Raw genomic sequence first — 20474 nt, forward strand, 5'->3', positions numbered from 1 at the left:
TTATATAAATGGCCGTCATTTGGGGCGGCCGCGTCGGAGGATTGGGGCGTGTTTAAGGTTTTCCGTGAGTGTTGAAGCAAGGTGTGCCAGCTCGATAATCAGAACGTGGTTGTGAGAGCTGTCGGAGGTATACTCGTCTAAGAGTTTGTTTCGCGCTTCTTTTCCAAAGGCATATTTGGGATTGACAATGAGGGGTGCGGGCCCTTTTCCGACCCATCCGGCAATTCCTGTCTGCTTTCTGGTCGGATAAAGCTCTTGCAGGTCACGGTTTTGTAGCATCAGCCACACCGTGCGGTCCTCTTTCTTCATCTCGTTCATGATCCGCGTATACTGATCAATCAGGCTGGCGCGGGCATGATGTATGAAGAAACCAACCGTCCCGAGACCAAGCCCGGAATCCATCAAGACCAACGCAACGGCTATCAGGAAGACCTGATCGGCTGACAGTTCATGGTCGTGTCCAGGACCTCCGGCCCGCTCCTCGGGTGTCAGCGGGACACCAACGGCCTGGAGTTTGTCGAAACGGCGCGTAAAAGAAGGGTCGGGGTCCTCGGAAAATTGCGCGCGGTTTTTAAGCGTTTTCCACGCTGCCCGAACGAATTGACTTTTCTTGTATGCCACCGCTTCGGTTTCCTTCCGTTCCTTCCCGGATAAATGCGCGAAAGCCGTATGTCCACCAATTTTGTTATTCATATTGAACACTTCGATAGAGCCTCAAATCTGTTCGATCAGATCGCGGCACAGCGACCAGGCTTCGAAATCGTCTTGATCCGGTCGGATCGTGCCATCGGCGTTCAGGTCCAACGTGGTCAAGACCAGCCTTGCCTTGGCTCGTAGCCCCGCCGCCGTACGTGCGGGCAGTTCCATAGCCGCTAACCGCAGGTCATTCACTAGGTCCAGCATGCGGGTTTCCTCGGCTACCACGCCCTCTGGAATGAGGACTGTGTTGCCCCACCGCTTGGCCAGCGCCTCGAAGGCAGCATGGGCGGACAGGGCGGCCTCTGCCCGGCGTAGCAGGATGGTGTCATCTGCCGCCATATGAAGGGCACAGGAAGCGGTGGCGGTGGTGCCAAGGGCCAAGCAGCCGGTAAGGGCCGTGCGGCGAGAGAGGGTGGGGCTGGTACCGCTCATTGGCCTGCCTCCCGCGTTGCGATTTCCTTTTGAGGGCTGGCTATGGCCGTTTTGATGGAATCCCGGAGCCATTGCAGCGCATGGGCCCAGTCCATCACTGTATCGCCGCTCACGTCGCCCTCGGTGTCGACCATCTGGCCGAGTAGGAGCGTCAGGCCCGACAGGGCCAGATTTACGTCATGCAAGGCGCCTTTGGTCGCGCCGATGATACGATCATGGCCGGGCGTTCTGGGGGCTCTCATGCTGCGCTCTCCGTCTTACGGGGAGCGGTAGCAAGGCTGTAGGGCACGGCATCGCTGATGCTTTCGGAGATGCTGGCGCAGCGGCGTTCGATCTCGGCACCGGCCCAGACCATGGCGCTGCCGAGTTCGAGAAGGCCGTCGCCGGCAGGAAGAACCACAGTTTGTTCCGCTGCCCTGCCGGCCCAGCGCAGCAGCGTAGCCAGGTTGGCCAGATCGTCACTGGCCACCGCGATTTTGTCGATATCCTGATCCTGCATCGCGCAAATGGGATTCTGGGTCATCGCACGGCCTCGATGGCGGTGGCGTGGCCGCAGGTGATGGGATCGGGCGTGCCGAGGCCGAAGACGGCCAGGGCGATCAGAGAAGGGGTGATCAGCGCCGCCAGAATGTGGGCGCGTGACTCTGCTGCCCGCGTTGGCACGGGTGTGCTATGGGCGTGTTCAGCCATTGCCGAAAATATCCTTCGGTTGTGGTCAGGCCGGACGCGGGAGCTTCCACCTTCCCGTTCGGCCGCTTCGCACTTGCGAAGTGATGCTCACAATGTCATCGTCGGCCATGTCCTGCAAGTGGAAATGATATTGTGGATACCATTACTCCCGCCCAGATAAGAGCCGCTCGGGGTCTGCTGGGGTTGACGCGGGATCAACTCGTGGAAAAAAGCGGCGTGCCTAAGAGCACGCTTGTCCGTGTGGAAAGCGAGACTGTCACGGCTCGTGCCTCCACTATCGAAGCCATCCGCACGGCCCTTGAAGCGGCTGGTGTCGAATTCATCCCCGAAAACGGCGGAGGGGTTGGAGTCCGGTTAATCAGTCGAGAAGGGACCCATACGAATGTCTGACTGTGTATCTAGCGCTCTTTCTGTTGATGAAATAACAAATAAACAGGCTGAGAAGATCGCTCAGGCATTACCTGTTCCAGGTGAGCATCACGGAATAGTTTATGTTCTCAGCAATCCCGCAATGCCTGGTATATTAAAAATTGGAAAAACTTCTGCAGATGTTAGCATTCGTATGAAGAGTCTATATTCAACGGGGGTTCCTGTTCCATTTGAATGTATACATGCAAAAAGAATAAAAGATTACCATAAAGTTGAAGCCAAAATTCATATTGCTTTTGGCGACCATCGTATCAATGATAATCGCGAGTTCTTTCGGGTTGGTTCCGAGCGTGTAATCGCAGTTCTAGACTTGCTTGATGGCGAAGATGTTACGCCGTCAGATGAAGCAACCATTGAAACTGTTTCTGATCAGGTTGCATTGAACAAAGAACGTAAGCGTCGTAGTCGCTTCCGGTTTGATATTGTTGATATCAAACCCGGTAGCGTTTTGCATTGGGCACGAGATCCAAACATTACGTGCGTAGTTAAAGACAATTCACATGTCGAGTTCGAAGGTCAAATTGTTAGTCTTACGGACGCAGCACTTAAAGTCGGACCACGCTTTGGTATGAAAAGCACTTCACTTTCTGGGCCTACCTACTGGAAATTTGGCGATAAAACGTTGGACGAGCTTCGCATTGACGTTGAAAGCGGAGAAAACGCTCAGGACGCATGAATCTGAGATAGCCGGCGCCTCAAGGTATAATCCTTATGGTAATACCTTAAGATTTCTCACGAATCTTGCCTGAGCGCCGGCAACGAGGGATGGCTACGGGCCTACGGTGCGCGGATCAGAACCGGCGTGGCATCGGCGTTGCCTCGATCGGCCATGACTATATCCAGGGACGCCGGATCGGGGATGGTGTCACCATCCTCCTTCATGCTTACGATATGCCCGGCCAGTGCCTCCGCTGCCATGGCACATGCCTTTTCCATCGTGAGGCCGGCGCTGATGCAGCCGGGAAAGTCGGGGAAATCGGCGCCGAAGTCGGTGCCGGGGTCCTTTCGGATCAAGGCGATATAGCTTGTCATCGTGTCCTCATGATCGCATCCCCTGCACCTGCGTTATACAGGCGCAGGGGTATCTCCGTAACGGAGACCCCTTTTCACGCCCGCCACCGCTTGAGTGTCGCCACCGCGCTTGACCAAGGCAGTTCCAGAAATGACCCACGATCGGCCACGGCCGCGCATCGGACGATGGTTGGCCACCACCAGACCATCATGCGGACACGCTCCACCGTGTCTTTCTGCTGGTTCCAGCCTTTCATGCCGACCACGACCACCGCCCCGGTTTTCCGGATCGCTGCGACTTCGTGTCGCCGGCGTGACATGGCCATGTCGGCCGTAATCAGGACCGTAGGGTGGTTCGGATCGGCCAAGGCATGAAACAGGTCCACGTCCTTCGTGCCAGCGAGGCCGAGGTGACGGACGGATGCTACCGTATGGTCGTCTATCTCGGCCAGCGGGGCCAGAACCCGCGCCAAGATTGACGGGTGGTTTTCATCGAAGATGAATTTCAAGCCGCCAGTCGCTTGCTGATCCGCATCTCGAATTCCGCCGCCTGTTCGACGGCTTCAGGCGGAACCTCCCACAAGGCGGCCACGCGCGCCACGTTGCCGCCTTCCGCGCGCAAGGCATTGGCCAGAATCTCGGTGGGCACGCCGGTCTGGCTGTCGATCGGCCGGCCGAAGCGTCGCGCCGGGTCCAGCACGACGCGGGGCTGATCGGCGCTGGGGCGCCACAGGTTGGCGACGCCGGCGGTGGTATCGTCGAAGGACACGGATTTGCGGAAGCTCCGTTCGAGCACCTGCAACATGGCACCATTGCCGTCCGTCAGATCCACAAGCCGCCGATCCCCCGTGGCTTCGGCCGTCTCCACCCAGATCGCTTTGCCGTCCGTATGGAACCGGCGGGCCGCGAATGGATGTTCCGTGCCCAGCATCCGTTTGGCCCTATCCAGCATGGCCCGAATGGATTGCAGGCTGACCCCTTGCCCGCGCAGCTCGGCCAGGAACAGGATTTCGACCAGGTTAATGAAGCTGAGGGCTTCCTGTCCGTCCTCGGTCGCCAGTTCGGGCGTCAGAACGGCCTCTGACCCGTTGCCATATACCCATGCCCGCACCCGTGCCGCCGGCATATGAAGCAGCCTGGCAGCCACGGGCACCGGGTAGATGCCCCGTCCGATGATGTTGCTTCCGTCCGGCATGAACTCTCCCGTGGGCGGGCTACGGACCAAGGAGGGGTAGATCGCCCGTATCGCGTCCCAATCCAGCGATGCGCCGCCTATATCACGCACATAGTGCCCTCGAAATGCAAATCCCCCTTACGGCCGAAGCGACACCACATTGCCGGCCCGCTGGCGGTCTGGGCAGCCTTTCGCCACGGTCAGGACATGCCGCGCCCAGGTATCGAGCGCCGCCGCCCGCTCGGCCTCGAATTCATGGCGCTGGTAGACCGCAGCCACGCCCCGGATCGTGCCTTGCACATGGTTCAGAACCCGGTCTGCGACATGCGGGCCGATCCCCAGCCGCGCCATGATCGTCACGCCCGTTCGCCGTAGATCGTGCAGCCGCCAGTCTGCCCTTGGCGGTGGGGCTGCTGGCTTTCTGACCTTCTTTCCTGCCTGTTCCGTCCGCATGTCGGCTATCAGGGCTTCAAGCCGTTCCTTGGCGTCGGAAAAGCCGGAAATCGGGGTGCACCCGTTGCTGGTGAAGACGTAGGGCGACAGTGCGCCAGTCTTCGGGTCGGCTTGGCGCGGCAGGCTGGCAAGGATGTGGCGGGCAGGCTCGGTCAGGTGGACGATGTGCGCCCGGCCATTCTTGGTCCGGTCGGCCGGGATCAGCCAGGCGGTCAGGTCTGGGGCCAACTCGGTCCATTTCATGTGCGCTACCTCATCCCGCCGTTGCAGTGTCAGGGTCAGCAGCCGGAAGAACGGGCCAAACGGGTAGGGCTGCCGGCCAGCGGCGTTCCACAGCTCGGCCAGCTCGGTATCTGTCAGCACGCGGTCGCGCGAGGTCTCCCGGCCTTCCACAATCACGCCGGCAAACACGTTGGCGGGCACGAACTGGCGCTTTTCGGCCCAGCCGAACATGGCCCGGCCATAGGCATGAATCCGGCGGGCTGTGACCGGGTGCTGCGCCGCCACCTCGTCCAGACGGGCTTGGACCTCGCCCGGTGTGATTGACCGTGCGGGCTGGTCCAGGAGGGCAGGGAAGCCGGTTCGAAGCCGGTCCGGAGCTTCCTTGCGATAGGACGCGCTCCGGTCTCTCAGCGCCCCGTCACGCCAGCGGTCTATCAACGCATCCAGCGTCAGGGCGTCGGCAGCCGCCTCCGCCTTCTGGCGGACTATTTCGGCCTGAGCGGCCAGGGCGAGGGCCTTTCTTTCCCCGGCCGGATCGCCACCGGCCCGCACCCGGCCGCGCGCCTCCTCGGCTTCCTTCCGTGCCTGGGCAGGCGTCACCTCGCCATAAGGGCCAATGACCAGGCGCCGGATGCGGCCGGCGAAGCGATACTGGAACAGGAAGACCTTGGACCCGGCCTCGGTCACGCGGATCGCGAAACCCGGCAGCGAATCGTCCATGAACATGGCGTCGCGCTTACCCGGCGGGCAGGCCAGGGCGTCTATTTCCCGTTTTGTGAGCTTCATCCGGCGGTCTCGATTACACCTGTTACACCTTGAAAACCGAAAGGTGTAACCGGTTGGGAAGAGAAAAAGTCAATAAAAACAGTATATAATATATGTGTGTTACACCTCTTACACCTTTACACCTACAAAAGTGTTTCCCAATGAATGCGCCAGCCCTCCGGCACCCTGTCTGGCGGGCTATCGGGTCGATTCTCCGGACTCTTTCCGGACTCATCTGAAATCGTAATCCCTGCGATTCGCTGCGCCCCGTTGCGTGAGCCGCTTATCCAATCCACTGTTTAACATATTGTTATTTCGTGTCTTTGCGGCTCCTTGCATCTTACTGCCATTTGTGCCCTTGTGACTACGAATCTGGGGGTTAGAGGTTCGAGTCCTTTCGGGTGCGCCATTCTCCTTAAAATTGAGACGCATCGTTCCCTGTTCAGGGGACGGGAACTTGCGGACTTCGTTGGTCTCATGACAGGTTCGTGTCCGGGAACGGGTACGGCGCGTGAGGTTGAGGGAAGGGCGGAGCCGGTGTTGTCCGGCTTCGGTGGCCCGATGTCGTCGCTCCCGCTGATTTCGATCCTGGGTATGCTCTGGCAGGAGACCCAGGACCCGACACGGATGGAAGCCCATGCCGTCATTGCCGATGTTTCTGCTGATCCCGTGGATGATGCGGCACGGTGTCCATTTCTATGGCGCACTGGCACTCGGATGCGGTGTTGCCGTGCCGCTCCACGGGCCGACCATGTGGGTCGGTGGACGAATGGGCGTGGTCCTGTAGCGACGAAACATGCGAAAATATTTCGGGATTTTTTGAAACGGGATTCCGTCTGACGTCGCCCTCGGCGTGTGCCGGAAAATGGTGGTAGAATGGGCTGTGATGAAGAGGAATCATTGCTCCAATGAAATGTGCTGCGGTCGTTGCCATGGTCGGATTCGCCTTGTCCGGCTGTGCCCATCCTGCTGCCCGGCACGATGATCCGCGGGCCGTGCTCTTTCGTCATGTCGGCGGCGATCCGTCGCTGGACGGGCAGGCCGACAGGCCTGACGACGGCAAGATGCATGGGCAGGTCACGGTGGGCGTGGGGGCAAGTCCCGGCCATGGGCGCGGTGCCGTGCCGATGAGCTCGGCCGATATCACGAACGTGCTGCCTGGCCTCAGTATCGGGGAAACGTCATGGGGACGATAGGGGTGCCAGTGGGGGGGGAGGTGGGGCTCCGCATGAGCGGCAATGGGGGCCCCCGGTGGTCGACCGATGGTCGCGAACCCAGTCATACCCCGGCACACGTTCAACCCAACGGGTGTCTCCTGGCGTTCTCGGAAGCCGGACATTGTCTGACCCGCTTCTCGGCAAACGCGGCGGCCAGCCTCGGTCTGCCCGCGCTCCGGATCGGCATGCCCATGACGGAGTGCGTCGGTGAGGCGGAGGCCACGATCCTGGGCCTGCCTGTTCGTGAACAGGCGGGTCGCCCCGGGATCTGCTTCGATGTCGAACTGATCGGGGGGCTGCGCAGGGACGTGACCGTCCACCGCACGGGAGCGGAAATCGTCGTCGAATTCGAGGCGCCGACGCCCGCGCGGCTTCATGCGCATCTTGCCGCCCGGCAACGCATGGTCCTGGAATGCGTGCGCGACCCGGCGGATATCGAAACGCTGCTGGCGACCACCGCCGCAGCCCTCCGCCAGGCGTTCGATCATGACCGCGTCGTGATCTACCGCTTCGCTCCGGACTGGTCGGGTCAGGTCGTCGCCGAGGATCGGAAGGTTGGCGTGGAGAGCTTCCTTGGCCAGCATTTTCCTGCCAGCGACACGCCCGTCCGGGCACGGGATCTCTACAGGCGCCTGCTGATCCGCGTTATCGGGGATGCCTCCGCCCGCCCTGTTCCGCTGATCGAGGCCCCCGGTTTGGCGCCGCTGAACATGGCGTTCATGCATCTGCGTGCGGTTTCGGCCGCCCATTGCGAATACCTGGCCAATATGGGGGTACGCGCCTCCATGTTTCTTTCGCTGATCGTCGATGGCACGCTGTGGGGGCTGATTGCCTTCCATCATCACACGCCGCGCGTCCTGTGCATGGCGGAGCGGATCGCGGCGAAAATGCTTGGCGAGTTCATCGCCTTGCAGATCATGGGCCTCAATCGTTCCCGCAGGCTCAGCCGGATGCATGACGCCCATCTGTTCTGCTCCCGGCTGATCCGCGATGCCTCGGGCACGGCGGGGCTTGCGCATTACGTTCCCGCCCGTCTGCCCGAACTGCTGACCCTGCTGCCCTGCGACGGGGGCGGCCTCTGGACGGAGCAGCGATGGCATGCCTCGGGACTGGCGCTGCCGGAATCGGATATCCGCAGGCTGCTGGAGTGTGCCGGAACGGTTGCGAACAACCAGATCTGGTACACCGACAGTATGACGCGTGATTGCGCGGGCTTCGTTCCGTCCGTGCCCGATCTGTGCGGTGCCATGATCATTCCCGTCTGGCCGGGGCATGATGATTGCCTGGTTCTCTTTCGTCGCGAGATCGTCCAGACCGTCGGGCCGCGCCTGACACTGCGCAGCGGTTTGGAAACCTGGACGGAGGAAGTCCGCAGCCGCTCCGCCAGTTGGACCGCGGACGATCTTGAACTGGCGGCCCAGTATCGTGCAGCACTGATGGAAGTCGTTGCGCTGGTCAGTCAGCGGGAATTGCAGGAGCGCACCCAGGCGGAAGCCATGCAGCGCGTACTGAACGATGAATTGAACCATCGCGTCAGAAATATTCTTGCCGTTATCCGCTCCCTTGTCTCCCGCCCGCCGGATGCACAGGACACCGCCTTCACGTATCGCGAGACAATCGGCAGGCGCATCGAGGCTTTTGCCAATGCACATGATCTTGCCGTCAGCGGGAGAGCCGGAATCCTGTTGCATGATCTTCTGACCATCGAACTTTCTCCTTACCGGACCGCGACAAATCAGATTTCGCTTCTTGGCCCCGATATCCGGTTGAGTGGGCGTGCCTTGACCTTTCTCGCGCTCCTGTTTCACGAATTGACGACCAATGCCGTCAAATATGGTGCCCTGTCGGCCCCTGCGGGCAGTCTGGCCGTGACATGGCGGCATGATCCGCTCTCCGACACCTGTTCGATCCGCTGGCAGGAGCGGGGCGGGCCCCCTGTCAGGCCGCCTGAGCGATCCGGTTTCGGCAGCCTGCTGATCGACCGGGCCGTGACCCATGATCTCCAGGGAACGGCGACCCGTCATTTCGATCCGGAGGGGTTCGGTCTGGATATTTGCCTGCCGTGCGCCGCCATCGTGGAACATCTGCCCGCCGATGATCTTTCTTCTGCTGAAAAGAAGAATGAGGCAGCGGAGCCTGCGACCGTGAAAGACCGGACCATCCTTGTCCTGGAAGACGAGTTCATCATCGCGATGGAACTGGAAGACGTGCTGGGCATGGAACATGGGGCCCACGTCCATATCGCGTCCACGCCTCGGGCCGCGCTCGATATCCTGGAAAGATATCCGGTCGATGTGGCCATTCTAGATGTCAATATTGCGGGTGAAAGCTCACTTCCCGTCGCTCGGGCCCTGTCCGAACGGGGCATTCCGTTCCTGTTCGCCACGGGGTACGGATCGGCTTCGTCGGCGATGGAGGCGTTCTCGGAGGTTCCGGTTCTTGCGAAACCCTATACGATGTCGAGCGTTGTTACGGCTCTGGGGAGCGTGATACGGTCGTGAATCTTGTGCGGGGAGGCATCTGGCCTTCTGTGCGAAAGGGGTATTCGATGCGCATCCTTACACTTCTGGCCATAGCGACTATGGCGATCTCGCTCTCGGCTTGCGAAGGGCCGCGTGGTGACCGGCGGCACGGGCATCATGACGGGCGTGGCGGCGGGTGGGGCGGTGGCGGATACCACCAGGGCGGCGGCGGTTATAATTCCGGAGGGAATGGTGGCCGTGGCGGACCCGGCGGCGGATACTGAGACGCCTGCATGACGAGAACCCGGCTTCGGCCGGGTTTTTCTGTCTCTGGGGCTCTCTGGGGTCAGACCCGTGTGCGCGGACCTGGCCGTTTTTCAGTGCCTGTCGGTCAGGGCCAGTTTGAGGCCGAAGCCCATGAAGATGCAGCCGGTCAGGCGATCGAGCCTTCTGACGACGGCGGGACGTGACAGAATGTGGCTGAACGGAACCGTCAGGGCGACGAGCAGGGACAGCCAGGACATGGACATGACGGCCTGAAGACCCGCCAGCAACAGGGAAAACAGAATGACGTTGACGCCGTGAGGAATGAACTGCGGCAGGAACGTGATGTAGAAAATGCCGACCTTCGGGTTGAGGATATTGCTCATGAACCCTTGCCGGAAGCCGGCGGCGGGCGACAGTTTCCGGGCTGCCGACGTGGTTTCGCCCGAAAAACCCGTGCGCGGGCGCAGCAGCATGCCGGCCCCGAGATAGAACAGATAGGCAGCGCCGGCCCATTTCACGATATTGAAGGCGAGCGTCGATGCCGCCAGCAGCGCCGTCAGCCCGAACGCGGCGCCAATGCCCCAGACCAGCAGGCCGCCCGTGATGCCCAGCGACGCGCCCAGTCCGCTCCTCGTTCCCGATGTGGTCGAGGTGCGCAGGACGGTTGCCGTGTCCAGGCCGGGCGACATGGTGAAAATGGCCGCCGATGCCGTAAAGGCGGCGAGAGACATGGTGATGGTTTGCATGGCAGTCTCGGCGGCATCGCAGGGGGGAGAGCTGTTTCGGGGCAGGCGCGGGTCCTGATTACGAAGGCGGGTATCCGCCTTCATGCACTAGGTCGAGATCGCCGAAGCGGGTGAATTCGCCCTCGAAGAACAGATGCACGGTGCCGGTGGGGCCGTGACGCTGCTTTTCCAGGATCAGTTCGGCGCGGTTGTGCGCCAGGTCCATCTTGCGTTGCCAGTCTTCCAGCGCCGTCTGGAATTTGTCGGTCGAATCGTAGGCCGTTTCCTTGGGCTGGCGCTGTTGCAGGTAATACTGGTCGCGATAGACGAACATCACCGCGTCGGCGTCCTGTTCGATCGAGCCCGATTCACGCAGGTCCGACAGCATCGGCCGCTTGTCCTCGCGGCTTTCGACCTGACGCGAAAGCTGGGACAGCGCGATTACCGGCACGCTCAGTTCCTTGGCGATCGCCTTCAGACCCTGGGTGATCATGGAGATTTCCAGCACGCGGCTTTCCGGCCGCGTGCCTACCGACGGGCGCATCAGTTGCAGGTAATCGACCACCACCAGGCTGAGGCCCTTGGTGCGGGCCAGGCGGCGGCAGCGCGTGCGCATGGCCGAGAGCGAGATGGCGGGCGTGTCGTCGATATGCAGCGGCAGTTGCGCCAGTTCGCGCGTGACGTGGACGAAGCGGTCGAATTCCTTCTGCCCGATCTCGCCCCGGCGGATGCGTTCGCCCGACACGCTGGCCTGTTCAGACAGGATACGGGTGGCCAACTGCTCGGCCGACATTTCCAGCGAGAAGATGGCGACCGAGCCCTTGGGCTGGGTGCCCGGTGCGGCCTCCTGGGCCTCGCGCATCAGGGCGCGGGCAGCGCTGAAGGCGATCTTAGTGGCGAGTGCCGTCTTGCCCATGGCCGGGCGCCCGGCCAGGATCAGCAGGTCGGAGGGATGCAGGCCGCCGGTCTTCTTGTCGAGATCGCGCAGGCCGGTCGTCAGGCCCACCACGTCGCCGACGCGGTGGAAGGCTTTCTCGGCCACATCCAGCGCGTCGGCCAGGGCGCGGTCGAAGCTGGTGAAGCCGCCATCCTGCCCCTTGTCGGTGGCCAGGCGGAACAGTGCCTCCTCGCCCGCCGCGATCTGGTCGACGCCAGACAGCTCCGGGCGGGCGCCGAAAGCGTTGTTGACCACGTCTTCGCCGACTTCGATCAACTGGCGGCGCACCCAGGCGTCGTGGATGACCCGGCCGTAATCGCCGGCATTGATGATGCCGACCATCGCCGTAAGCAGGCGGGCCAGATAGGCCATGCCGCCCACCGGCTCCAGCACGCCGGAATGTTCGAACTCGCCGCGCAGGGTGACCGGATCGGCCAGTTGCCCGGCCTCGATTCGCCGGGCGATGGCATCAAAGATCCGGCCATTGACCGCATCGGCGAAATGCGCGCCGGTCAGGAAGTCCGATACCCGTTCATAGGCACGGTTATTGGTCAGCAGCGCGCCCAGCAGGGCCTGTTCCGCCTGCATGTTGGCGGGGGGCTGGCGTTGGGTCAGGCCCAGCAGGGAGCCTTCTCCGGCGCGGGACTCGGTCTGGGAGGTATCGATCTGGTTCACCCTTCCCTCCTAGCAGACAGGCGGGCGACGACACAGGGGCCGCCGCCCGGCGGGATGATACGGATGCATGGCAGCATGGCGCTGCCTCGCAGGTGTCGCTTTTCAGCCGTCGAAGCTGGCGACGAACGCGGGGAGACCTTTTTGACGTGCCGTCTGCAGCCGGGCCGCGACCAGGATCGAGCGGGCTTCGGCGATCGCCTGGTCCAGGTCGGCGTTCACGATGACGTGGTCGAATTCCCGCCAATGGGCGATTTCGTCGCGTGCCGCCGTCATGCGCTTGGCGATTTCCTCCGGGTGGTCGGAGGCGCGGCCGTGCAGGCGGCGTTCCAGTTCCGCCAGCGAGGGCGGCAGCACGAACAGGCTGATCACGTCGTCGGGCAATGCCGCGCGGATCTGGCGATGGCCCTGCCAGTCGATATCGAAGACCATGTCGCGCCCTTCGGCCAGGGCGGCTTCGACCGGGCCGCGCGGCGTGCCGTAGCCCCGGCCGAACACGGTCGCCCATTCCAGCAGGTCGCCGGTCGCGGCCATCCGCTCAAACTGTTCCATGGTACGGAAATGGTAGTGCACGCCCTCGCTCTCGCCCGGGCGGGGCTGGCGGGTGGTGACCGAGACGGAGTGCAGCAACTGGGGCTCGGCGGCGCGCAGGGCATTGGCGATGGTGGATTTTCCGGCACCCGAGGGCGCCGAGATCACCAGGCAGACCCCGCGCCGCGCCACGTGCGGCCGGGTGGATGGGCCATGTCGTTCCCTGCTGGGCGTCATCGTCGGCATATCCCCCTCGATCCTGGTCCGTTCCCGTTACCGTTCCGCGCCGGCTCGGCACGGATTTGCGGTCTTTTATCAGGCAGTCTCTATTCTGGCGATTATGAAACAGGACATGATTCTGATTACCGGCGCTTCGTCGGGCATCGGGCGCGCGATCGCGCTTCATCTGGCGGCCCCGGGGGTGCTGCTGCATCTGGGCGGGCGCGATCGGGGCCGGCTGGAGGCGGTGGCGCGGGACTGTGCCGCGCGCGGCGCGCGGGTGCTGACGCGGCGCCAGGACGTGCGCGACGCGGAGGGCATGGCGGAATGGATCGGCGGTGCCGGGCCGCTGGACCTGGTGTTTGCCTGTGCCGGCATTACGGCGTCCACGGCGGCGCGTGCCATTGGCGCACCGCGCGAATCCTCGGGGCAGGTGCGGCGCGTGCTGGATGTGAATGTGGGGGGCGTGATCAATACCGTGCTGCCGGCGCTGGACGTCATGGGCGGGCAGGCGCCGGATGGGCGCGGCGTGCGGGGACGGATCTGCGCCATTGCCTCGGTGGCGGGGCTGGTCGCGTTTCCCGGCACACCGTCCTATTGCGCGTCGAAAGCGGCGGTGGACCGGTTCATGGTCGCGACCGGGGGCAATACGGTGCGGGACGGTATTCTGCTGTCCAGCGTCTGCTGTGGCTTTGTCCGCACGCCGATGGTGGCGGCCAACGATTTTCCGATGCCGGGCCTGACCGAGGTGGATGACGCCGCCACCGCGATCCTGCGCGGGGTGGCGGCCGGGCGGCGGCGGATCGTGTTTCCGTGGTGGCTGGTGGCCGGGTCGCGGCTGATGGATCTGTTGCCGCCGCGCGTGGCGGAACTCTATTACAACCGCCAGCCGGCCGGTCAGGCCGGGTCGATGCCCGAGACGGGTGGCATGTCGTCCTGACGGACGGCTTGCCAGCGGTGAGGGTTCACGTCACGATTGTCGCGACGTCATCATGATCGGGGGTCCGGGCTGTTGCCGATGTCCTTTCTGCGTCCCCCCGCCATGGAGGAGCTTGGCGCCGCCGCCGTGTCGCGCCCGGTCGCGGCCGAGCGCAAGACCATGCCCATCGACCGGGTGTTCTGGAGCCATTTCTCGCCCAATCTCGGCCCCGGCGGCTGGGTGACCGGGGCGCTGCTGGTCTCGCTGGGGCTGGATTTCCGCTTCGGGCTGCTGGCGATCGTGATCGGCAATGTGGTGGGGGCGCTGCCGGTGGCGCTGGCGGCCGCGATCGGGCCGCCGACGGGGCTGACGCAGATGGAAGCCTCGCGCCGCGCGCTGGGGCGGCTGGGTGTGCGGCCGCCTGCCTTCCTGAACTGGGTCTATTGCGTCGGCTGGGACGCGGTGAACAACGTGCCCGCCGCCACCGCGCTGATCGCGTTTCTCTCGATCGTGGCCGGGGCCGCGCCGCCCTTCTGGCTGGCGCTGGGCGTGCTGGCCATGGTGCAGATGGCGGCCAGCATCTATGGCCACGACATGGTGCAGGCGTTGCAGAAATATCTCGGCGCAGCATTGCTGGCGGCCTTTGCCATCATCGGGCTGCAATCGGCCTGGCATGGGGTGGCGCTGCCGCATGCGGCGCATGCGCCCGGTGTTGCGACCATGCTGCTGGCGGTGGCGATCCTGGCCAGCTTCAACCTGTCCTGGGCCTCCTATTCCTCGGACTATACGCGTTACCTGCCGGCGGAGACCCCGCCCGGGCGGGTGGTGTGGCTGGCGCTGGCCGGGCTGCTGGGGTCGGCGGTGCCGTTCCAGATTCTCGGCCTGCTGACGGCCGCGAGCATCGCCGAGCCGTCGCCGACGGCGGTGATCGCCAGCCTGCAGCACGCGGCGGGCCCGCTGGGGCCGATGGTGCTGGCCGTCATCACCCTGTCGTCGATCACGGGCAATGCCTTCAACGACAATACCGCCAGCTACAGCCTGATTTCGGCCGGCGTGCATATTCCGCGCGTTCTTGCGGCGATCGTGACCGCCCTGCTGGGCTATGGGCTGGCGGTGGCCGGTGCCGGGCGATATGCGGCGCTGTATACGGATTACCTGGTGGTGACGATGTACTGGATCGCGCCCTGGATCGGCATCGTGCTGGCGGACTGGTATCTGGGCGACCGTACGGTGCATCCGGTGCCTTCGGGCTGGACGCGCGGGGCGAGTATCTTCATGATCGTTTCGGTTGTGACTATTCTGCTTTTCTCGACCAGCCAGATTTATACCGGTCCTGTCGCCCGATGGCTGGGCGGGGCGGATATCGGCTATTATGTGGGCTTCTTCGTCGCGGCACTGTGGTACGGCCGGGGCGGGGGGCGGCCGCGGACGATGGAAAGCTGATGCATAGGCTGCTGTCATCCGCTATGCGCATTCCCGTATGAACCCCTGCCGTCCTTTCATTCTGCGCCCGGTCACGACAACGCTCATTGCGGTTGCGCTGGTGCTTGCGGGCCTGTTCGCCTACCGCGCGTTGCCGGTGGGGGACCTGCCGAACATTTCGGTTCCGGTCATCTATGTGGTGGCGACCCAGCCGGGGGCCTCGCCGCAGCAGATGGCGACGTCGGTCACCACGCCGCTGGAACGGCGGCTGGGCCAGATTGCCGGTGTCAGTTCGCTCGAATCGGATTCGACCGACAGCACCGCCTTCATCCTGCTGACATTCGACGACAGCCGGAACATCGACGGCGCGGCCAATGACGTGCAGGCGGCGCTGCGGGCGGCGACGCAGGACATGCCCACCACCTTGCAGATGGTGCCGCAATACTGGAAGGCCAATCCGTCCGACAATCCGATCATGATCATGACGCTGACGTCGGACAGCCGGCCGATGTCCGAACTGTATGATATCATGAAGACGCATCTCCAGCCGATGCTGTCGCAGATCAAGGGTGTGGGCTGGATCCAGATCGTCGGCAGTTCGGCGCCCGCGGTGCGGGTGGAGATGAACCCTTACCCGCTGTTCAAATACGGTATCGGCTTCGAGGATATCCGTTCGGCCCTGGCGTCGGCCAACGCCAACACGCCCAAGGGCTATATCGATGTCGGGCCGCAGCGCTACACGATCGCGACCAACGACCAGGCGCGGCAGGCGGCGGAATATCGCGACCTGGTGGTCGGGTACCGTTCCGGACGGCCGGTGCGGCTGGCCGATGTCGCCTCGATCGCCGACGGGGTCGAGGACGAGCGGCAGACCGGCTATTTCAACGGGCATCGCGCGGTCATGGCGGTCGTTCGGCCGCAACCGGGCGCCAACGTCATCCATGTGATGGATGCGATCCAGGCCCGGATACCGAGCATGCAGGCTGCCTTGCCGCAGGGCATCACGCTGACGCCGGGCATGGACCGCTCGATCACGATCCGGGCCTCGCTGGCCGATACGCAGCTCACGCTGCTGATCTCGGTGCTGCTGGTGGTGGGGGTGGTTCTGGTGTTCCTGCGCGCGCCGCGTTCGACCCTGATTCCGGCGGTGACGGTGCCGATCTCGCTGGCGGGCACGCTGGCGGTGATGTACCTGCTGGGCTTCTCGCTGGATACGCTGTCGCTGATGGCGCTGACGATCGCCACAGGGTTTGTGGTCGATGACGCGATCGTGGTGGTGGAGAACATCGCCCGCCACATGGAAGACGGGATGCCCCGCCGCGAGGCCGCGCTGCTGGGCTCGGGCGAGATCGCCTTTACCGTGCTGTCGATCACCATCGCCCTGGTCGCGGTGTTCCTGCCGCTGCTGCTGATGCCGGGCACGCCGGGCAAGATCTTCTTCGAATTCGCGATGACGCTGGCGACCGCCGTCACGGTCTCGCTGTTCCTGTCGGTGACGCTGACACCGATGATGTGCGGGCTGCTGCTGGATGTGGCCCATGGAGCGCCCCTGCCCGCTGGCGCGTCGGCGCTCCGGCGGGGGATGCGCCGCCTGTCGGACGGGATCGAGGCGGTGTTCGAGGCGATTCTGAACGCCTATGTCCGCTCGCTGGACCGTGCGCTGCGGCATCGGTGGCTGGTCCTGGCCACCCTGCCGCTGAGCCTGGTGGCGACGGTGGCCATTATCGTCCTGATGCCCAAGAGCATCATCCCCAAGGAGGATGTCGCGCTGATCGTCGGCTATTTCCGGGGGGACGAATCCGGATCGTTCCAGAAAATGGACGAGAAGATCCGGGCCGTCAGTGCCGCGATGATGGAAGACAAGGATACGGAATCGGTGGCGGCGTTCTCGGGCGATACGCGGGTGGAGGGCCAGGCCTTCGCGCAGATGGTCGGCAAGCACGAACGCAGCGACGGGCCGGACGAGATGATCGCCCGCATCCACGAGCGCCTGAAGGGGCTGACGGGCGTGCGGCTGTCGCTGTTTTCGGCGGGGGATGTGAATGGCGGAGGCGGCCGCCAGCAGCAGGGTGCCTATCGCTATGTGCTGCGCAGCGACAATGCCGAGCAGATCTATGAATGGACGCCGCGCATCGTCGAGGCCCTGAAGGGCAGCAAGGTGATGACCGACATCACCACCAACCTGACCGGTCACGGGGTGGCAACGCATGTCGATATCGTCCGCGATACCGCCGCGCGCTATCTGGTGACGCCGCAACTGGTCAGCCAGGCGCTGTATGATGCCTATGGCCAGCGCAGTGCCTCGAACATTTCCACTCCGCTGGCCACCTATCATGTGGTGATGGAGGTTGCGCCGGCCTATCGCCAGTCGCCCGACATCATGCAGGCTTTCCGGGTTTCGACCTCGGGCGGGACTGCCGGGGGCGGCACGGCTTCCAACACGGTGCGCGTGCCCACGCCCAGCAGCGGCGATACGTCGCAGGCTACCGCGTTGAGCCAGCAATCCTTCCGCAATGCCATCGCCAACCGGCTGGCGGGCGGGGCGGGGGCTTCGAGCGGGTCGGCCGTGTCGTCCAGCATCGAGACGATGGTGCCGCTGCCGGTGGTGGCCGCGATCAACGATCGCCCGACCTCGATTTCGGTGGGGCATCGCGATGGCTTCGTCTCGGGTGCCATTTCCTTCAACCTGGCTGCGGGGCGGTCGCTGGACGAGGCGACGGCGGAAATCCGCAGTGCGATGGTGCGGCTGCATGTGCCGGGGTCGATCCAGGGTGGCTTTACCGGGCAGGCGGAGCAGTTCCAGACCGCGCTGATCAACGAATTGCTGGTGTTCCTGGCCGCGCTGGCGACGATGTATGTGACGCTCGGCATTCTCTACGAAAGCTATGTGCATCCGCTGACCATTCTCTCCACCCTGCCGTCGGCGGCGGTGGGGGCGGTGCTGGCGCTGTGGATGACGGGCGAGGAATTCTCGCTGATCGCGATGATCGGCGTGATCCTGCTGGTCGGCATCGTGAAGAAGAACGCGATCCTGATGGTGGATTTCGCGCTGCATGCCGAGCGTGACGGCAGCATGTCGCCCGAGGAGGCGATCCGCGAGGCCTGCGCCAAGCGCTTCCGCCCGATCCTGATGACGACGCTGGCCGCCGCCTTCGGGGCGGTGCCGCTGATCCTCAGCAGCGGCTATGGGATCGAACTGCGTCGCCCGCTGGGCATCGCGGTGGTCGGCGGGCTGGTGATGAGCCAGTTGCTGACGCTTTACACGACGCCGGTTGTCTATCTGCTGCTGGAGCGCATCCGGGCGTGGGTGACGCGGCAGGCTTCGCGCCGCTGGCGGGGGCATATTCGGCCGGCAGGGTAGGAGATCTTCTTTTGTCTTACGAAAAAGAAGCAAAAAGACTTGGGGCTGGCATAGGTAAGCCGACAGAGGCTTGATATGTCGCATGAAACTACGTCGCCGCAGCCGCCTACCTGTCGGCACCCAAAAACGGCTCCTGGAGCACTTCGTTGCTGGCACGCCGGCGCGCAGTGCTGCAGAACTCGTGGGCGTCAATCGCAATACGGCAACACTATTTTATCGCAAATTGCGTGAGACGATCGCAGAACAGATCGCCCATGAGGCACCCATCGAGGGTGAGGTCGAAGTCGATGAAAGCTATTTCGGCGGACACCGCAAAGGCAAGCATGGTCGAGGCGCTGCGGGAAAGGTTGCAGTCTTTGGCCTGCTCAAACGTCGCGGTCGGGTCCACGCCGTGATGATACCCAACGCCGGCCATAAGACGCTCATGCCGATCATCAGGGAGAAAGTTCAGGCTGATTCAATTGTCTATAGCGATTCATGGCACGCATACGACAAACTCGATGTCTCGGAGTTCCATCATTATCGCATCCATCATGGCACGCGCTTCGCTGACGGCACGAACCATATCAACGGCATCGAGAATTTCTGGAGCCAGGCCAAGCGTCACTTGCGTCGATACAACGGAATACCACGGAAAGACTTTCATCTCTTCCTCGCGGAATGCGAATGGCGCTTCAACTACCGCTCGCCCGCAAAGCTCGTGAAAATCCTCACCCAATGGGTTAACCTGCCACCACCGCGGTCCAGATAAATCGCTTACCTATGCCAGCCCCAAAGACTTTTATCCGTTCAGGACCATCGCGTGTTCCCAGCACAAGGCTCCTGACCGAATCAGAGTTTTTTGGTTCTTTTTTGCAAAAAAGAACGAAGACTCACGCCCCGGCGATAAAGTGCAGTCGGAAGATCAGATTTTCCAGACGCTGGTGCCGGTGCAACCCCGGCATGGTCCTGAGCAGCCGCAGGCGGTCGCGGCGGCGGCCGTTCAGGACGGCTTCGATCTGGCCCAGATCGCTGCGGGCCGTTGCGGAGAGCAGTCCTTCGTGAGTCAGCAACTGGCGGACATTCTGGCGGAAGGCCGTCATGAAACGATTGGGGCCGTACCGTAGCCCCCCGCGATGCCGGCGGTGCAGCACCGTGGGGTGCGGATCGACCCGCACCGTGCCGCCGGCGGCCAGTACCAGCAGGCAGGCCCACCAATCATGGGCGACGGGCGTATCCGGCAGGGCGCTGGATGTGGCCAGGGCGCGCGCTGCGTCGTTCATCATGACGGTGCATCCGGTGGCCGCGTTCTGCGCCAGCGCCGCGAGCAGGCCCGGCCTTTCGGTGTGGGGCGAGGACAGGCCGAGGGGGCGCAGGGAGGAATCCACCAGGATCTGCCGGCCGCAATAGAGCGCGGGGCCGTCCGTCGCCATGTCGGCCAGGCTGGCCAGGCCGCGTGCGAGTTTCTCGGGCAGCCAGACATCGTCCTGGTCGGCGAAGGCGATGGTTGAGGCAGTGGGAGCTGCGCGCAGGAGCGTCTGGTAGGAGCCGGCGATGCCCAGGTGCCGGCCGCCCGGATCGATTTCCCGGCAGCGTCCGGCCCCTGGCCCGTTCTGGAATGCCTGCATGATGGCCACCGACCCGTCGGCCGATCCGTCGTCGCGCCACAGGAGCATCCATTGCATCCAGCTCTGCGCCAGGATCGAATCAAGCTGGGCCTGAAGCCAGGCGGCACCATTGAATGTCGAGAGCAGGATCGCGACCCGGGGGGCGCGGCGGGGTGGCTGGGGTGCCACGGACTGCCAGGAGGGTGCCGCCTCCGGTCCGCTTGTGGACCAGGGCGGAGGGGCATCGGGAGTGGAAGGCAGGATGTCCACCGCGCGCCGGT

23 protein-coding genes are annotated in these 20474 nt (G+C 63.5%); 10 read left to right on the forward strand and 13 right to left on the reverse strand.

Translation table 11 applies throughout. The features are described from left to right. Positions 1 to 15: 15 nt before the first annotated feature. From ACMAUO_RS11755 to ACMAUO_RS11775, 5 genes are read right to left on the reverse strand one after another with little or no spacing between them, the layout of a single operon-like run. Positions 16 to 693: a hypothetical protein gene (locus ACMAUO_RS11755; RefSeq protein WP_420357051.1), complete on the reverse strand. Its 678-nt coding sequence runs from the start codon at positions 691 to 693 to the stop codon at positions 16 to 18. A 21-nt stretch (positions 694 to 714) separates the two neighbouring features. Continuing rightward, positions 715 to 1131 carry a hypothetical protein gene (locus tag ACMAUO_RS11760; RefSeq protein WP_420357052.1) on the reverse strand — a complete coding sequence of 139 codons (417 nt, stop codon included), beginning with the start codon at positions 1129 to 1131 and terminating at the stop codon, positions 715 to 717. After that, positions 1128 to 1373 (reverse strand): hypothetical protein, encoded by a 246-nt coding sequence (locus ACMAUO_RS11765; protein WP_420357053.1) that lies wholly within the window; start codon positions 1371 to 1373, stop codon positions 1128 to 1130. The genes ACMAUO_RS11760 and ACMAUO_RS11765 overlap by 4 nt, the downstream gene beginning before the upstream one ends. Further along, entirely contained in the window at positions 1370 to 1654 is a 285-nt protein-coding gene (locus tag ACMAUO_RS11770; protein ID WP_420357054.1) for a hypothetical protein, read from the reverse strand. The genes ACMAUO_RS11765 and ACMAUO_RS11770 overlap by 4 nt, the downstream gene beginning before the upstream one ends. Then, positions 1651 to 1821, reverse strand: a complete 171-nt coding sequence (locus ACMAUO_RS11775) for a hypothetical protein (protein WP_420357055.1) — start codon at positions 1819 to 1821, stop codon at positions 1651 to 1653. The genes ACMAUO_RS11770 and ACMAUO_RS11775 overlap by 4 nt, the downstream gene beginning before the upstream one ends. 132 nt (positions 1822 to 1953) lie before the next feature. On the opposite strand from ACMAUO_RS11775, the gene ACMAUO_RS11780 reads away from it, so the two are divergent. Continuing rightward, positions 1954 to 2211 carry a helix-turn-helix domain-containing protein gene (locus tag ACMAUO_RS11780; RefSeq protein WP_420357056.1) on the forward strand — a complete coding sequence of 86 codons (258 nt, stop codon included), beginning with the start codon at positions 1954 to 1956 and terminating at the stop codon, positions 2209 to 2211. After that, positions 2204 to 2926, forward strand: coding sequence for a GIY-YIG nuclease family protein (locus ACMAUO_RS11785; RefSeq protein WP_420357057.1), 723 nt, complete (start codon positions 2204 to 2206; stop codon positions 2924 to 2926). The genes ACMAUO_RS11780 and ACMAUO_RS11785 overlap by 8 nt, the downstream gene beginning before the upstream one ends. A 101-nt stretch (positions 2927 to 3027) precedes the next feature. On the opposite strand, the gene ACMAUO_RS11790 is transcribed toward ACMAUO_RS11785, so the two are convergent. The 4 genes from ACMAUO_RS11790 to ACMAUO_RS11805 form a co-directional block, all read right to left on the reverse strand. After that, positions 3028 to 3282, reverse strand: coding sequence for a type II toxin-antitoxin system HicB family antitoxin (locus ACMAUO_RS11790; RefSeq protein WP_420357058.1), 255 nt, complete (start codon positions 3280 to 3282; stop codon positions 3028 to 3030). Between the two features lie 74 nt (positions 3283 to 3356). Then, positions 3357 to 3770 carry a PIN-like domain-containing protein gene (locus ACMAUO_RS11795; RefSeq protein WP_420357059.1) on the reverse strand — a complete coding sequence of 138 codons (414 nt, stop codon included), beginning with the start codon at positions 3768 to 3770 and terminating at the stop codon, positions 3357 to 3359. Continuing rightward, complete coding sequence (locus tag ACMAUO_RS11800) at positions 3767 to 4456, reverse strand: hypothetical protein (RefSeq protein WP_420357060.1); 690 nt, start codon at positions 4454 to 4456, stop codon at positions 3767 to 3769. The genes ACMAUO_RS11795 and ACMAUO_RS11800 overlap by 4 nt, the downstream gene beginning before the upstream one ends. Positions 4457 to 4573: 117 nt before the next feature. Further along, complete coding sequence (locus tag ACMAUO_RS11805) at positions 4574 to 5896, reverse strand: tyrosine-type recombinase/integrase (RefSeq protein WP_420357061.1); 1323 nt, start codon at positions 5894 to 5896, stop codon at positions 4574 to 4576. Between the two features lie 616 nt (positions 5897 to 6512). Here ACMAUO_RS11805 and ACMAUO_RS11810 point away from each other — a divergent pair. From ACMAUO_RS11810 to ACMAUO_RS11825, 4 genes are all read left to right on the forward strand, one after another. Continuing rightward, positions 6513 to 6662 carry a hypothetical protein gene (locus ACMAUO_RS11810; RefSeq protein ID WP_420357062.1) on the forward strand — a complete coding sequence of 50 codons (150 nt, stop codon included), beginning with the start codon at positions 6513 to 6515 and terminating at the stop codon, positions 6660 to 6662. A gap of 121 nt (positions 6663 to 6783) precedes the next feature. Further along, on the forward strand, positions 6784 to 7071 hold the full coding sequence (locus ACMAUO_RS11815) for a hypothetical protein (RefSeq protein WP_420357063.1): 288 nt from the start codon (positions 6784 to 6786) through the stop codon (positions 7069 to 7071). Positions 7072 to 7103: 32 nt separating this feature from the next. Continuing rightward, positions 7104 to 9593 (forward strand): HWE histidine kinase domain-containing protein, encoded by a 2490-nt coding sequence (locus ACMAUO_RS11820; RefSeq protein ID WP_420357064.1) that lies wholly within the window; start codon positions 7104 to 7106, stop codon positions 9591 to 9593. Positions 9594 to 9710: 117 nt separating this feature from the next. Continuing rightward, the gene (locus ACMAUO_RS11825) at positions 9711 to 9851 is read left to right on the forward strand and encodes a hypothetical protein (RefSeq protein WP_420357065.1); all 141 of its coding nucleotides are present in this window, start codon (positions 9711 to 9713) and stop codon (positions 9849 to 9851) included. Positions 9852 to 9931: 80 nt separating this feature from the next. Here ACMAUO_RS11825 and ACMAUO_RS11830 read toward each other — a convergent pair whose 3' ends face one another. From ACMAUO_RS11830 to gmk, 3 genes are all read right to left on the reverse strand, one after another. Further along, complete coding sequence (locus tag ACMAUO_RS11830; RefSeq protein ID WP_420357066.1) at positions 9932 to 10567, reverse strand: LysE family translocator; 636 nt, start codon at positions 10565 to 10567, stop codon at positions 9932 to 9934. 58 nt (positions 10568 to 10625) lie between these two features. After that, the gene (locus tag ACMAUO_RS11835; protein WP_420357280.1) at positions 10626 to 12149 is read right to left on the reverse strand and encodes a replicative DNA helicase; all 1524 of its coding nucleotides are present in this window, start codon (positions 12147 to 12149) and stop codon (positions 10626 to 10628) included. A 111-nt stretch (positions 12150 to 12260) separates the two neighbouring features. After that, complete coding sequence (gmk, locus tag ACMAUO_RS11840; RefSeq protein WP_420357067.1) at positions 12261 to 12923, reverse strand: guanylate kinase; 663 nt, start codon at positions 12921 to 12923, stop codon at positions 12261 to 12263. A gap of 103 nt (positions 12924 to 13026) precedes the next feature. On the opposite strand from gmk, the gene ACMAUO_RS11845 reads away from it, so the two are divergent. The 4 genes from ACMAUO_RS11845 (at position 13027) to ACMAUO_RS11860 (ending at position 19358) form a co-directional block, all read left to right on the forward strand. Continuing rightward, positions 13027 to 13845, forward strand: coding sequence for an SDR family NAD(P)-dependent oxidoreductase (locus ACMAUO_RS11845; protein ID WP_420357068.1), 819 nt, complete (start codon positions 13027 to 13029; stop codon positions 13843 to 13845). A gap of 78 nt (positions 13846 to 13923) precedes the next feature. Continuing rightward, positions 13924 to 15267 carry a purine-cytosine permease family protein gene (locus ACMAUO_RS11850; RefSeq protein WP_420357069.1) on the forward strand — a complete coding sequence of 448 codons (1344 nt, stop codon included), beginning with the start codon at positions 13924 to 13926 and terminating at the stop codon, positions 15265 to 15267. A gap of 37 nt (positions 15268 to 15304) precedes the next feature. Beyond that, a complete protein-coding gene (locus ACMAUO_RS11855) occupies positions 15305 to 18607 on the forward strand; it encodes an efflux RND transporter permease subunit (protein WP_420357070.1) in 3303 nt (1100 codons plus the stop codon). Between the two features lie 82 nt (positions 18608 to 18689). Further along, a complete protein-coding gene (locus tag ACMAUO_RS11860) occupies positions 18690 to 19358 on the forward strand; it encodes an IS1595 family transposase (RefSeq protein ID WP_420356546.1) in 669 nt (222 codons plus the stop codon). A 121-nt stretch (positions 19359 to 19479) separates the two neighbouring features. Here the strand turns inward: ACMAUO_RS11860 and ACMAUO_RS11865 are convergent, their stop codons facing one another. Beyond that, positions 19480 to 20463, reverse strand: a complete 984-nt coding sequence (locus ACMAUO_RS11865; protein ID WP_420357071.1) for a glycosyltransferase — start codon at positions 20461 to 20463, stop codon at positions 19480 to 19482. Positions 20464 to 20474: the final 11 nt, after the last annotated feature.

This window comes from Gluconacetobacter brunescens (assembly GCF_048695475.1).
Taxonomy (GTDB): domain Bacteria; phylum Pseudomonadota; class Alphaproteobacteria; order Acetobacterales; family Acetobacteraceae; genus Gluconacetobacter.